The sequence below is a fragment of the Sphaerisporangium sp. NPDC004334 genome (assembly GCF_053602655.1).
The window spans coordinates 35,608-47,984 of the sequence record NZ_JBSGDZ010000038.1; the positions used below are offsets into that span (position 1 = coordinate 35,608).

The 12,377-nt window shown below is 69.8% G+C and carries 14 protein-coding genes; 6 read left to right on the top strand and 8 right to left on the bottom strand.

Going from position 1 to position 12,377, the window contains the following annotated elements:
* The first annotated feature begins 34 nt into the window (after positions 1 to 34).
* The 3 genes from ACWEN6_RS35810 to ACWEN6_RS35820 all read left to right on the top strand — a co-directional run bounded on the left by ACWEN6_RS35810 (position 35) and on the right by ACWEN6_RS35820 (position 2,838).
* Positions 35 to 1,093 (top strand): ABC transporter ATP-binding protein, encoded by a 1,059-nt coding sequence (locus ACWEN6_RS35810; protein ID WP_452576448.1) that lies wholly within the window; start codon positions 35 to 37, stop codon positions 1,091 to 1,093.
* A 47-nt stretch (positions 1,094 to 1,140) separates the two neighbouring features.
* Positions 1,141 to 2,130, top strand: a complete 990-nt coding sequence (locus tag ACWEN6_RS35815; RefSeq protein WP_452576483.1) for an ABC transporter ATP-binding protein — start codon at positions 1,141 to 1,143, stop codon at positions 2,128 to 2,130.
* A gap of 174 nt (positions 2,131 to 2,304) precedes the next feature.
* On the top strand, positions 2,305 to 2,838 hold the full coding sequence (locus ACWEN6_RS35820; RefSeq protein WP_452576449.1) for a cupin domain-containing protein: 534 nt from the start codon (positions 2,305 to 2,307) through the stop codon (positions 2,836 to 2,838).
* 155 nt (positions 2,839 to 2,993) lie between these two features.
* Here ACWEN6_RS35820 and ACWEN6_RS35825 read toward each other — a convergent pair whose 3' ends face one another.
* Complete coding sequence (locus ACWEN6_RS35825; RefSeq protein ID WP_452576450.1) at positions 2,994 to 3,608, bottom strand: CGNR zinc finger domain-containing protein; 615 nt, start codon at positions 3,606 to 3,608, stop codon at positions 2,994 to 2,996.
* An 87-nt stretch (positions 3,609 to 3,695) separates the two neighbouring features.
* Between ACWEN6_RS35825 and gap the strand changes: the two genes are divergently transcribed.
* Entirely contained in the window at positions 3,696 to 4,697 is a 1,002-nt protein-coding gene (gene gap / locus ACWEN6_RS35830) for a type I glyceraldehyde-3-phosphate dehydrogenase (protein WP_452576451.1), read from the top strand.
* A gap of 358 nt (positions 4,698 to 5,055) precedes the next feature.
* Positions 5,056 to 5,799, top strand: coding sequence for an SDR family NAD(P)-dependent oxidoreductase (locus ACWEN6_RS35835; protein WP_452576452.1), 744 nt, complete (start codon positions 5,056 to 5,058; stop codon positions 5,797 to 5,799).
* Between the two features lie 87 nt (positions 5,800 to 5,886).
* On the opposite strand, the gene ACWEN6_RS35840 is transcribed toward ACWEN6_RS35835, so the two are convergent.
* The 3 genes from ACWEN6_RS35840 to ACWEN6_RS35850 form a co-directional block, all read right to left on the bottom strand.
* Positions 5,887 to 6,456, bottom strand: a complete 570-nt coding sequence (locus ACWEN6_RS35840) for an RICIN domain-containing protein (RefSeq protein ID WP_452576453.1) — start codon at positions 6,454 to 6,456, stop codon at positions 5,887 to 5,889.
* A gap of 223 nt (positions 6,457 to 6,679) precedes the next feature.
* Positions 6,680 to 7,063: a DUF397 domain-containing protein gene (locus ACWEN6_RS35845; RefSeq protein ID WP_452576454.1), complete on the bottom strand. Its 384-nt coding sequence runs from the start codon at positions 7,061 to 7,063 to the stop codon at positions 6,680 to 6,682.
* Between the two features lie 48 nt (positions 7,064 to 7,111).
* Positions 7,112 to 7,960 (bottom strand): helix-turn-helix domain-containing protein, encoded by an 849-nt coding sequence (locus ACWEN6_RS35850; RefSeq protein ID WP_452576455.1) that lies wholly within the window; start codon positions 7,958 to 7,960, stop codon positions 7,112 to 7,114.
* 256 nt (positions 7,961 to 8,216) lie between these two features.
* Between ACWEN6_RS35850 and ACWEN6_RS35855 the strand changes: the two genes are divergently transcribed.
* Entirely contained in the window at positions 8,217 to 8,732 is a 516-nt protein-coding gene (locus ACWEN6_RS35855; RefSeq protein ID WP_452576456.1) for an ATP-binding protein, read from the top strand.
* A 117-nt stretch (positions 8,733 to 8,849) separates the two neighbouring features.
* Here ACWEN6_RS35855 and rpe read toward each other — a convergent pair whose 3' ends face one another.
* The 4 genes from rpe to ACWEN6_RS35875 form a co-directional block, all read right to left on the bottom strand.
* Positions 8,850 to 9,515: a ribulose-phosphate 3-epimerase gene (rpe, locus tag ACWEN6_RS35860; RefSeq protein WP_452576457.1), complete on the bottom strand. Its 666-nt coding sequence runs from the start codon at positions 9,513 to 9,515 to the stop codon at positions 8,850 to 8,852.
* Positions 9,516 to 9,628: 113 nt separating this feature from the next.
* Positions 9,629 to 10,237 (bottom strand): Uma2 family endonuclease, encoded by a 609-nt coding sequence (locus tag ACWEN6_RS35865; protein WP_452576458.1) that lies wholly within the window; start codon positions 10,235 to 10,237, stop codon positions 9,629 to 9,631.
* 377 nt (positions 10,238 to 10,614) lie between these two features.
* On the bottom strand, positions 10,615 to 11,238 hold the full coding sequence (locus tag ACWEN6_RS35870; protein WP_380830235.1) for a response regulator: 624 nt from the start codon (positions 11,236 to 11,238) through the stop codon (positions 10,615 to 10,617).
* Positions 11,235 to 12,368: a sensor histidine kinase gene (locus ACWEN6_RS35875; protein WP_452576459.1), complete on the bottom strand. Its 1,134-nt coding sequence runs from the start codon at positions 12,366 to 12,368 to the stop codon at positions 11,235 to 11,237. The genes ACWEN6_RS35870 and ACWEN6_RS35875 overlap by 4 nt, the downstream gene beginning before the upstream one ends.
* Between the last annotated feature and the right edge of the window lie 9 nt (positions 12,369 to 12,377).

Sequence of the window (12,377 nt, forward strand, 5' to 3'; positions counted from 1 at the left end):
TCACCCGCTCGACCGCTCAGCTAGGAGCAACCGCTTGACCGCCGTCACACTCTCCGACGCAGGCCCCGGACGCCGGGGCGACTCCTTCCTGTCCGTGCAGGACCTGCGCGTCTCCTTCAGCACCGAGGACGGCGTGGTGCGGGCCGTCAACGGGCTGTCCTTCGAGGTGGAGAAGGGCACGACGCTCGGCATCGTGGGCGAGTCCGGCTCGGGCAAGTCGGTGACCAACCTGGCCATCCTCGGGCTGCACGACACCGACCGCACCGAGATGCACGGCGAGATCTGGTTCGAGGACCAGGAGCTGATCGGCGCGAGCCGCGCGACCATGGAGCGCCTGCGCGGCAACCGCATCGCCATGATCTTCCAGGACCCGCTGACCTCCCTGTCGCCCTACCACACCGTGGGCCGCCAGATCAGCGAGGTGTACCGCAAGCACAAGGGCGCGAGCAAGAAGGAGTCCCGCGACCGGGCCGTCGAGATGCTCGAACGGGTCGGAATCCCGCACGCCACGACCCGCGTGGACGACTACCCCCACCACTTCTCCGGCGGCATGCGCCAGCGCGTCATGATCGCCATGGCGCTGGTGTGCGACCCCGACCTGCTGATCGCCGACGAGCCCACCACGGCGCTGGACGTGACCGTCCAGGCGCAGGTGCTGGACCTGCTCAAGGACCTGCAGCAGCAGATGGGCACCTCGATCATCCTGATCACCCACGACCTGGGCGTGATCGCCAGGACGGCGCACCAGGTGCTGGTCATGTACGCGGGCCGGGCCGCCGAGCGGGGAACCGTCCGCGAGGTCCTGACCGAGCCGCGCCACCCCTACACCTGGGGCCTGCTGTCGTCGATCCCGCGGCTCGGCGGGTCGGTCGACGTGCCGCTCACGCCGATCAGGGGCACCCCTCCCAGCATGCTCGCCCCGCCGCCCGGCTGCCCGTTCCACCCGCGCTGCGACTACGTCAAGTACGCGGGCCCGGAGCTGTGCACCGGTGAGCGGCCGGAACTGTCGCCCGCCACCGGGCACGGGGACGCGTGCTACCTGACGCTCGCCCAGAAGCAGGAATTCCTCGGACAGATCAAGGGACGACCGTGACCACGCCGCTGCTGCAACTCGAAGGGCTGACCAAGTACTTCCCGGTCATGGGCGGGTTCGTCCTGAAGCACCAGGTGGGCAAGGTGCACGCCGTGGACGGCGTCGACCTGGCCGTGGACGCCGGCCAGACGCTGGGCCTGGTCGGGGAGTCCGGGTGCGGCAAGTCCACCCTGGGCCGGCTGGTCGCCCGGTTGCACGAGCCGACCGACGGGAAGATCCTCTACCAGGGCGGCGACATCGCGCACAGCTCGCGGCGCGAGCTCAAGCCGATCCGCCGGGACATCCAGATGATCTTCCAGGACCCCTACAGCTCGCTCAACCCGCGCCAGACCGTGGGCGCGATCGTCGGCGGCCCCATGGAGATCAACGACATCCGGCCCGAGGGCGGCGTGCAGAAGCGCGTCCGGGAGCTGCTGGAGATCGTCGGCCTCAACCCCGAGCACTACAACCGGTTCCCGCACGAGTTCTCCGGCGGGCAGCGGCAGCGCATCGGCATCGCCCGCGCGCTCGCCCTGTCCCCCAAGCTGATCGTCGCCGACGAGCCGGTGTCGGCGCTGGACGTCTCCATCCAGGCGCAGGTGGTGAACCTGCTGCAGCAGCTCCAGCGCGACCTCGGCATCGCGTTCCTGTTCATCGCCCACGACCTGGCCGTGGTGCGGCACGTCTCCCAGCGGGTGGCCGTCATGTACCTCGGGAAGATCGTCGAGGTGGGCGACCGGACGTCGATCTACGAGCGGCCGCGTCACCCCTACACCCACGCGCTGCTGTCGGCCGTCCCGGAGGTGGAGCTGCCCGAGGAGGGCGCCCCGCCGGCCGAGCGGATCCGGCTGGCGGGCGACGTGCCCTCGCCCATCGACCCGCCGTCCGGCTGCCGGTTCCGCACCCGGTGCTGGAAGGCCAAGGAGAAGTGCGCCGCCGAGGAGCCGCCGCTGCTCCAGATCACCGGCAACCGCGACGGCCACCTCACCGCCTGCCACTTCCCCGAGGAACCCACCACCCACGGCCGCGACGTCGTCCTGGACCCCGCCCTCGCCTGACCGGCGCCCCGCGCCGGGCCGGCACCTCCGGTATGAGCGAAAGCCCAGGTCGTAGGCATGCCTCTCTAGCCTGGGCATGCCGCTCTGTTGTGGGCGTGCGTTCCAACGTGGGCATGATGCTCTGTCGTGGGCATGATGCTCTGAGGGGAGTCGGCACGAAGGGGGCGGGGCCTCATGGAGCCCACCGGTGCGCCGGCCGTGCGGGTGGTGCCGCCCGGCGGCGGAGAGCCGGTCGCCATCCCCGGATTCGGCGCGGTCTTCAAGCTCTACGGCCGCGACACCGGCGGGCTGGTGGCCATCGTGGAGCACCCGTTCGCCGTGGGGGCGATCACCGCGCCGCACCGTCACACGCGCGAGGATGAGCACTCCATAGTGGTCGAGGGCCAGATCGGCTTCCGGTCCGACGACGAGGAGGTCGTCCTCGGGCCAGGCGGCTACATCACCAAACCACGCGCGCAGATGCACGCCATGTGGAACGCGGGGACGACGCCCGGCCGCATCATCGAGGTCATCACCCCGGGCGGCTTCGAGACCTACTTCCGCGAGCTGGGGGACCTGCTCGCCTCCGCCGAGCGCACGCCCGGCGTGGACCTCCACCAGACCCGTGAGTTCACCGACCTGGCCGACAGGTACGGCCTCACCTACGGCACCCCCGCCTGGCTCCCCGACATCGTGGCCCGCTACCACCTGACCCCGCCGTCCCACTGATGCGGTGACCACACACGTCACCGGGCTCGGCTCTCCACCTCCGCCCATGCGGTGATCGGCGCCGTGTCGGCGGGTCGTGGTACGGCGATGCCGGCGCCCGCTCACGGCGCCCGAGCCGGTGAACGGTCGTGGACCGCGCGCGGTGATGACCGCGTCTATGTGGGCTGACGGGCGCGGAACTTGGCGACCTTGGCCCGGTTGCCGCAGCGGCTCATGTCGCACCAGCGGCGGGTCCCGCGTGCGGAGTTGTCGAGGAACATCCGGGTGCAGGCGGGGCCCTCGCATTCGTGCAGCTGAGCCGCAGACGGACCGGTGACGAGCGCGATCGCCGCGCGGGCGACGAGCGAGAGGGACGCCTCCGTGGACCCTGTACGGACGAGCGCGCCGGTGTCGTCGATGCGCACCAGCGGCGGCGCGACCGCGGCCGCCTGGTTCACGATGGCCCGATCGGCCGGATCGAACAGGGCGGCGCCGGCCGCGACAGCGCGGTCCGAGGCGGCTGAGCCGGTGTCGCCGTCCACGGTGTGACGGCTGGAGTGGGCGATCATGGCGGCGTACGCGAGGCGGTAGACGGCTTCTCTCAGGATCTTGGCGGTGGCGAGGTCGTCGTCGTCCGTGGCGGCCGAGGGGTCGGCGATGCCGGCGGCCGTGAGCCAGCGGCGCAGGTCGGCGGGGGTGTGCAGGAACTCCACGGGGGTACCGCCGTACCGCCTGCCGAGGGTGCCGGTCAGGTCGAGCGCGAGGTCACCGCCGAAGAAGTTGAACTCCACAACGCCATGGTAACCACCTTGACCGGTTTCATCGGGCCGTCCATCATGTAACTCCATAGTCTGGTTACATCACGGAGGTTGTTCGCCATGACCGTGCGTGTGGGCATCAACGGCTTCGGCCGCATCGGCCGCGCCCTGCTCCGAGCCCAACTGGGACGCCGGGAGGACGTCGAGATCGTCGCCGTGAACGACCTCACCGACGCGCGGACGCTCGCGCACCTTCTGAAGTACGACACGACCGCCGGCCCTCTGCCCGCCGGTGTCACGGGCGGCGACGACGCGATCGAGGTGGACGGCACGAAGATCGCCGTTCTGGCCGAGCGGGATCCGGCGCGGCTGCCGTGGAAGGAGCTGGACGTCGACCTCGTCGTGGAGTCGACCGGCCGGTTCACCGACGCCCACCAGGCCCGGGCGCACCTCGACGCCGGCGCGAAGCGGGTGCTGATCTCCGCCCCCGCCAAGAACGAGGACCTGACGCTGGCGATCGGCATCAACGACGACCTGTACGACCCGGAACGCCACACGATCGTCTCGAACGCCTCCTGCACGACGAACTGTCTCGCCCCGATGGCGAAGGTCCTCGACGACACGTTCGGGATCGAGCGGGGCGCGATGACCACGATCCACGCCTACACGCAAGACCAGAACCTGCAGGACGGACCGCACCGCGACCCTCGGCGTGCGCGTGCGGCGGCGCTGAACCTGATCCCGACCACGACGGGCGCGGCGAAGGCCATCGGGCTGGTTCTGCCCCGGCTCAGCGGCAAGCTGGACGGCTACTCGATCCGCGTGCCGGTGCCCGTCGGCTCGCTCACCGATCTGACCGCCGAACTCGGCCGTGAAACCACCGCTGAGGAGATCAACGCCGCGTTCCGGGCGGCCGCCGAGGGCCCGCTACGGGGCATCCTGGAGTACACCGAGGACCCGATCGTCTCGAGCGACATCGTGGGCAGCCCGGCCTCCTGCATCTTCGACGCCGGCCTCACCAAGGTCGTCGGCGGCACCCAGGCCAAGATCTACGGCTGGTACGACAACGAGACCGGCTTCGCCAACCGCCTCCTTGACACCACCCTCCTCATGTCCGCCTGAGAACCCCGGTACAGCCGTTCGCCACACGCCCCGCCTCGCCCGCCCGGGGCGGTTCGACCGCCACCGGGCGGGCCGGCGGCGGCCAGAAGACGGCGGCGAACAGTGTGGTGAGCAGAAGGGTGGCGAATCCGCGCAGCTTGCGCACGGCCGGCTCTCCCGGAGTTCAGGACGCGACGCACGCGCACGACAGAAGGCACTCCCGTCACCCGCATCGCCACGCCGCGTGGAGAAGGTGGTGCAGCCCGTTCCATCGTTCGCGGCCCCGCCGGGCACCCGGTGATCTCCGGCCGCGCGCGGGCCGTCCCCGCGCACTAGGTTCGAGGAGTACCCTCGACCGGCGATCACGGAGGTGGGCACGATGACAGTGCTCTCGGGCAGGAAGGCCGTCGTCACCGGAGGCTCCCGGGGCATCGGCCGCGCGATCGTCGAACGGCTGGCCCGCGACGGCGCGCAGGTCGTCTTCACCTACGCCGAGAACGCCGGCGCCGCGGCCGAGGTCGAGAAGGCCGTCGCCGACCTGGGCGGCGCCGCCCACGTCGTACGGGCCGACCTCGCCGAGCCAGGGGCCGCCGAGCGGCTGATGCGGGAGGCGGAGGAACGGCTCGGCGCCGTGGACATCCTGGTCAACAACGCGGCGCTGACCTTCGCCCCGGCCGGCCTCGCCGACACCGGCGACGAGCTGTACGACCGAGCCATGGCGGTCAACGCCAAGGCGGTCTTCCTCACCATGCGGCACGCCGCCCGGCACATGCCCGACGGCGGCCGCATCGTGAACATCTCCACCCTCAACACCGTGCGGCCCGCGCCAGGCACCACGGCGTACGTGGCGAGCAAGGGGGCGCTCGAGCAGCTCACCGCCGTCGCCGCCCAGGAGCTAGGGCCGCGCGGCATCACCGTCAACACCGTCTCCCCCGGCGCGACCGACACCGACCTGCTGCGCGGTACCAACTCCGAGGAGAACCTCGCGATGGCGGCGGCGCTCACCCCGCTGCGCCGCCTCGGGCAGCCCTCCGACGTGGCCGACGTCGTCGCCTTCCTGGCCGGCCCCGACGCCCGCTGGGTGACCGGTCAGAACATCCTGGTCACCGGCGGCCTCGCCTGACACCGGCCCCACCGAGGACGGCATCCCGAGGATGAGCGGACCGCCGGTGGCGGGCATGATGCGCAGAAGGGAGTCATTCAGCGGAGGTCACTGGTACAGGAAGAAGTGCTGCGCCGGGTTGCCGAGGGTGCAGTGGTAGTTCTGCAGCCACGCCCGGTCCGCCAGCGAGCCGCCCTGGACGTCCAGGCAGTCCGCGCTCCTGGCGTTGACCAGTTGCCGGCTGCTCTGGAAGTCGTCGTACAGCCCCCACAGCATGGTCGTGCTGTTGGCGTTGCACGCCCACTGCTGGATGATCGCCCCGTCGACCGCGTTGCCGTCCTTGAGATCGAGGCAGCGGCCGGTGTACTGATTGACGAACAGGTAGCGGACGACCGTGCCCAGCCCGCCGATCGGGCCGTTGGCGGCGCGGGTCAGCAGCCACGACTGCTGGGGCGAGCCGTCGCAGGCCCGCTGCCAGATGCGGTTGCCGTTGGAGAAGAGGTTCCCCGCCGAATCGGGCGCGACCTCGACGCACTTCCAGCTTCCGTAGTTCAGCAGGCGGAAGGCGCCCACCGGCAGGGTGGTGTCGGCCTGGGCGGGCTGTCCGACGGCGGCCACCGAGACGGCGGCCAACAGGGTGGCGAGCAGAAGGGTGACGATTCGGTGGAGCTTGCGCACGGCCGGCTCCCCGGGTTCAGAACGCGATCGACACGCGGGCAGGAGACACTCCCATCGCACGCATCGCCACGCCACATGGAGAAGATGGTGCAGCCTGTTCCGAGGCTGTCGCTTGTTGATCGCCTCGTGACGCGATGCGTTACCGCCCCGCACTCCCCGAACCGCCCAAGCCGTGGCAGCCTCTCAGATCATGACCGGCTCGCTCAGACCGCGGCCGGCTCACTCAAGCCGTGGCCGGCTCGCTCAGCCAGGTGAGGGTGAACTCTCCGTCGTGGCGGACGCCGTCGAGGAACGCCTGCCACTCGGCCGGCGTGTAGACGACCGGCGGGCCGTATGCGCGGCCCTGGACGACCACCCCGCGCTCGTCGCGGGAGACCGTCGCCTCCGCCACCGACCGCGCATCGACGCCCAGCCGGTCCAGCCCCAGCTCACCGGCCCGCACCCCCTCCAGGAACACCGGCCACCGCTCGGCCCCGAACCCGACCACCGCCCGCCCCGGCCCCACGTCGTTGGAGTTCCGCACCCACACGGTGACCCCATCGAACCGCGCCTCCACACAGTTGCTCTGAGCGCCGCTCCGTGAACTCTTCCGCCAAATGCCTCTCAACCGCCGACCTCCCGGCCTATCAGGTATCTTCGGCGCGAAGTGTGCCGGTTACAGCGTATCTGCCAATTCTGCTAGATAACGGACCGTCTCCTCGGGCGACCAGGCGATCTCGCACAGCAGGTCATAGGCGCGCAAGTACTGCGTGACGGCATGTTCGTCTTCGAGGTAGATGTCAGTATTCATCGCCTCGATATGCACCACATCCAGCTGAGGCAACTTGAGGATCGTGAAAGCTCCTGACATGCCGGGATGAGGGCGATCGGTGAACGGGAGAACCTGGACGGTGACGCCCGCCCGGCTCGCGCATTCGCACAGGTACTTGATCTGCTCCCTGAAGGTCTCCGCCCCGCCGATGGGATGCCGCAGCGCCGCCTCACTGATCAGGGCCCGAAGAACGACCGGCCGCCCGCCTGTGAGCACCGCCTTGCGCGTCATGCGCACCGCGACGAACTCCTCCACCTCGGTCTCGCTGCTCAGCCCCCGCATCGCGGCCACGAAAACGCGGGCGTACGCCTCGGTCTGCAGCAGCCCCGGTATGAGGAACGTCTCGTAGGTGCGGATCTCGGTGGCCGTGGCCTCGAGCCGGATCAGATCGACGTACGAGGGCGACAGCGCATCGCTGTGTTCGACCCACCACCCGCGTCGCTCCTGCTGGATCTCCGCCGCGACGACCATCAGCTTCTGGCGGACGGCCGGATCTGTGACCTGGTATGCGTCCAGAATCGGCGGTATATCCCGGGGCGGAATACCCACCAGACCGTTCTCGATGCGGCTCAGGGAACCAGTGGAGCGTCTGCACCTCTCCGCCGCCACGGCGAGGGAAGGAATTCCCGCTTCGAGGCGTAGTTCCGCGAGCTTCGCACCCAACCAACGCTGCCGAAGTGACGGCACATCCATCCTTTATGTCCTCCTTTACATCATCTCTCCACTTCAGCATCACCCGTGAAGGGTTCTTGAGTGGAAGGATTTCACTGAAGCAGCTTGCGGAGCAGGAATTTCGGACCCACTATAGGGTCGCCAGACGGTCACGAAAAGCGATCGATCGAAAGCATGCCGCAATGTCCCACGGGAAGACCGTCGAACGGCGGACCGGAGGAACGCTCGCCGGTCTCTCAAGACACAAATCGAGACAGGAGGGATAAAGGTGATCGTGATGCGTTCCCACGTGATGATCTCGGTGGTCGGTCGGCTCACCAGCCGCCTTCGTCAGCGATCGGACGTGGACCGGCGCCGTGGGGTTTACGCGCCCACGTGGCCGGACTCACCGCTCGACCCCATCGACTGCCCGACGTTCAGTCAGCCGTTCTCGGCGGTGCCGTCGGAGGTGAGGGCGGCCCGAGCGTTCGTCACCGCGCTGCTCGGGCCGGACCATCCCTGTCACGACGACGCGATCCTGCTGACCAGCGAGCTGGCCGGGAACGTCATCCGGCACGCGGTGCGCGGCGAGTTCGCCGTCTCGGTGGCTCTGGTGCCCGGTGGCGTGAAGATCACCGTGGGCGATCGGGGGTCGGCCGCGATCCCCCGGCCGCGAACGGCCGGGGACGACGACCTGTCAGGCAGAGGGCTGGCCATGGTGGACGCGCTGGCCACCCGATGGGGGTTCCAGCGCACCACCGGCAACACCAGCGTCTGGTTCCACCTCACCGAACCCGCCAAAGCCGACGCCTGAACGTTGCCGGCATCTGAAGCCCGGGCCGACGCTGGGTCGCCGCGTCCCGAAGGACGACCTGGACCGACGAATGATCGCCGGGGCTACGCTCGACCGAAAGGGATCCGGCCTCGCTGATCAGGACGAGGCGCGTTCGACCTGTGCTCTGAGGTCGCGGACGGCCTTCGCGGGGTCGTCGGAGCCGTAGACGGCGTTGCCCGCGACGAAGACGTCGGCGCCGGCCTCGGCGCAACGCTCGATCGTCCGGGAGGAGACACCGCCGTCGACCTGGAGCCAGATCTCGCCGCCGTGCTTGCGGATCATCTCGCGGGCCTTGCGGACCTTGGGCAGCATGATGTCCAGGAAGGACTGCCCGCCGAAGCCCGGCTCGACGGTCATCACCAGCAGCATGTCGATCTCGCCGAGGATGTCCTCGTAGTCCTGCACATTGGTGGCCGGGTTGAGCGCGAACCCGGCGCGGGCGCCGGCCTTGCGGATCTCCCGCAGCGTGCGCACGGGGGCCTTGGCGGCCTCGGCGTGGATGGTGACGCTGCCCGCGCCGGCCTCGACGAACGAGGGCGCCCAGCGGTCGGGGTTCTCGATCATCAGGTGGCAGTCGAGCGGCAGCGTGGTCGCCTTGGCCAGCGACTCCACCACCGGCGCCCCGATGGTGAGGTTGGGCACGAAGTGGTTGTCCATGACGTCGACGTGCAGCCAGTCGGCGACGCCCGCCACCTGCCCGGCCACATCCGCCAGTCGGGCGAAGTCAGCGGTCAGAATGCTGGGTGAGATCTGTACGGCCATAATGCCGCAGTCTAGAACCCTCCCGCCCCCGCAACGGCTCCCGAGCACTGAGCCTTGCCGAGTTCAGGAGTCCGAGCGCCTGCCGGAACGTCGATCGGAGGCCTGGCTCCGGGTCAGATGCGTTCGAGGTCGGTGAAGGAGGTCTCGAGCTTCATGCCTTCGGGCAGTTCGGTGACCAACGTCCCTCTGTGCACGGCGGCGAGTTGGTAGTTGCGCCCGCTCCAGTCAAGGCGGTATTCCTCCACCGAGCCGACCCTGTCGCCGTCCATGACGACGATCAGATAGACCGGTATGCCCTGGGCTGCGTACTCGGCACGTTTGTCGTTGAAGTCGACCTCGTCATCGGAGGAGGTGATCTCGATGGCGACCAGGACGTCACCGGACCATAGGCGCGCACCGGCGTCCAGGCAGTGCAAGACGCTGATGTCCGGTCTCCTGAACGTGAACCGCTTCCCCGCCTGCGTGACATGCGGATTGCGGTGGCGATAGCGCATGTCGGTGTCCTGAAGGACGTCGATGCAGGGATGCGACGGGCGAGCCGCCAAGAGCGCGATAGTCAGATTGCGCGAGACGCGCTGGTGACCCGGCGTCGGCGACTCGCAGAACACGACACGGCCGTCGACGACCTCGATCGTCTTACAGATCTCCTCCGGCAGCGCCTCGTACTCCTCCTCCGTGATGAGCAGGCTGGACGGGTCTGTGGCCCATGCTGGGAGAGGCATATAAGACTCCTTATGAAGGCCGCGCTCCGCCGAGATCGATCCTAGTGTCCCGTCCGACGCCGCCCCGGCCTCAATGAGGCTGCGGCCGTCCTCGCACCGCTTCCCGGATGCACCGGTTCGACCTGCCCGTCCGCCATCACGACACCCCTGTTCACAGCCTCCGCGACAGACGTAATGCTCACAGGCCAGCACCTGGCCCGCCCGTTCTACGGCGAAACGATCACGAGCCAGGGATGACGTTCCCGGATGGTCCGCGCTCGGTGTACGTCGCTCGTCGGGTCAGACCTCGGGGGTGCGGGGGCGGAGCCCCTGCTGTGGGGGCGGAGCCCCAAAGCAAGACTGTCCGAGCGGAGCGAGGGCCGTTTCCCGGTGGGTCTTCAGTTGTGGCGGAGGCCTTCTATCCAGCCGGATTCGACGGCTATGCGGACGGCGTCGGTGCGGTTGCGGGCGCCGGTCTTGGTGATGACGCTGGAGATGTAGTTGCGGACGGTCGCGGCCGACAGGTGCAGTTCGGCGGCGATCTCGCCGGTCGTGGCGCCGGAGCCGACCAGGCCGAGCACGGCGGCCTCCCGGTCGGTGAGCGGGGTGACGGTGGCGGACATGGCGGCCAGGGCGAGGGTGGCGTCGATCACGCGCTCGCCCTGGACGATCCTGCGGATGCTCTCGGCCAGCCGTTCGGTGGGGGCGTCCTTGAGCAGGAAGCCGCTCGCGCCCGCGTCCATCGCCCGCTTGAGCAGCCCGCTGCTGGCGAGCCCGGTGAGGATGAGCACCTGGCAGGACGGCATCGCGCGCTTGAGGCGGCAGGTGGCCTCGATGCCGTCGACGCCCGGCATCTCGATGTCGATGACGGCGACGTCGGGCGCGCAGGCCAGGGCGTGCGGGACGACCTTGTCGCCCCGGTCGATGCCGGCCACCACCTCGATGTCGCCGGTCAGGTTCAGCAGCGCGGTGAGGGCGCCGCGGACGACGCCGTGGTCTTCGGCCAGCAGAACGCGTATCAACGGTGCTCACTTTCCCGATCGTCTACGGCGGGCAGCCACGCCCGCACCTCGAACCCGCCTTCCCCCGTGCCGCCCGCCGAAAGGGACCCGCCCATCTTCGCCGCCCTCTGGCGCAGCCCGGACAGGCCCGAGCCGCCGCGCCGGGCGGCCGTCTCCCGCCGGGCTCCGTCGTTGCGCACCAGCAGGCGGACTCCCCCGTCGACCTCGTCCAGCTCGATCAGGCAGTGCCGGGCGTCGCTGTGCCTGACGATGTTGGTGGCCGCCTCGCGCACGATCCAGCCGAGCGCGTCGCCGATCTCCTCGTCGATCTTCTCAAGGCCCAGGCGCAGGTCGCAGCGCGCGCCGGTCAGTTCGATGAGCGCGACGGCCGCCGACAGCTCCGCGCCCACGTCCAGGGAGCGCCTGGCCGCCACGACGTCGCGGATCTCCTGGCGCGCCTCGACGGCGATGGCGATGGTGGCCTCCACCTCGGCGGCGGCCCGCTTCCTGTCCGCGCCGGCCAGGGCCAGGGCCAGCTCGGTCTTCAGGGTGATGGACGCGAGCGTCTGGCCGAGCAGGTCGTGCAGCTCCCCCGCCATGCGCAGCCGGTCCTGGTCCATGGCCGTCGTGGCGAGCGCGACCCGCAGTTCGCGAAGTTCGCGCACGAACCTGGCGTAGTGCACGATGCCCGCGGCGACCACCGAGGCGACGAGGACTCCGGCGCTCTTCTGCACGGCGGGCACGGCCACGGGGGACCATTCCACGAGGGTCAGAGGGTACTCGGCGGCGGCGACGGCGAGCAGCACGCCGACGCCGTACCGGAAGCGGAACAGCAGCAGCCCGGCGGTGGCGACGATGAGCGGGGTGTAGATCCAGACCGATCCGAGGAACGGGACCGCTCCATAGACGACGGCGGCGAACAGCAGGAAGGTCCGCACCCGGTGCGGCCCTTGGCTCGTTCCCGCGATGTGCCTGGCGACGATGCGCGCGTACACGACGAGCAGCCCGCCGAGCAGCACGACGGCCAGCAGGGCCCGGCCGAGGTCGCCGACGAGCACGAAGGCGAGGGGGGTGAGCCCCCACAGCGCTCCGGTGGCCGCGACGACACCCGTGGTCAGCCATCTGACCTGAGCTTCACTCTCCTGAGCCACGGGTGGTCT